This window comes from Rhodococcus sp. T2V, assembly GCF_029269925.1.
GTDB lineage: Bacteria > Actinomycetota > Actinomycetes > Mycobacteriales > Mycobacteriaceae > Rhodococcus_F > Rhodococcus_F koreensis.
Genome location: NZ_JARJBD010000502.1, coordinates 1 through 480 on the forward strand (window position 1 = coordinate 1; position 480 = coordinate 480).

Below are 480 nucleotides of genomic sequence, written 5' to 3' on the forward strand. Positions count from 1 at the left end.
AACCGGCTCGAGATCGGCAGCGAACCGAAGGGGCTGTCCGAGATCGTCTCCGGCGGCACCGAGGGTGCCGCCAAGTCGAAGACGAAGGGCGCGCTCGAATCGGCGGGCGACAAGCTCGGCGGCCTCTTCGGGGGCGGGGAGGAAGAGGAAGAACCGCAGCGGGAACGAGTGTCACGCAAATCGACGCGGGGTGACCGGTGATGGCCTCCTCGGAGCAGACGAAGCAGACGAAGCAGACGACTGCTTCTCGAGCTCTTCACCGCAATCCGATTACTCTCTCGATCCGCACCGTCGACGCTACGCGCGTACCGCCTCCGCAACAATGATCGAGCGGCCGCTCAACAGGTGGTCAGCGGGGTGCAGCGGGTGTAGTTGCGGGGATCGGAACCGGGGCGTCGAGCGTGTGCCGGGTGACCTGATCGACGGGGGTGCGGAACTGCCTGTGCCCGCGCACAGCCTGGGCGCTGCACGGGGCTATCG

Annotated in this window: 1 pseudogene; it reads left to right on the top strand. The window is 67.1% G+C overall.

The annotated features are described in order from the left end of the window. Positions 1-201 (top strand): annotated as a pseudogene (locus P3H15_RS55095) (gas vesicle protein); the annotation flags it as partial. Between the last annotated feature and the right edge of the window lie 279 nt (positions 202-480).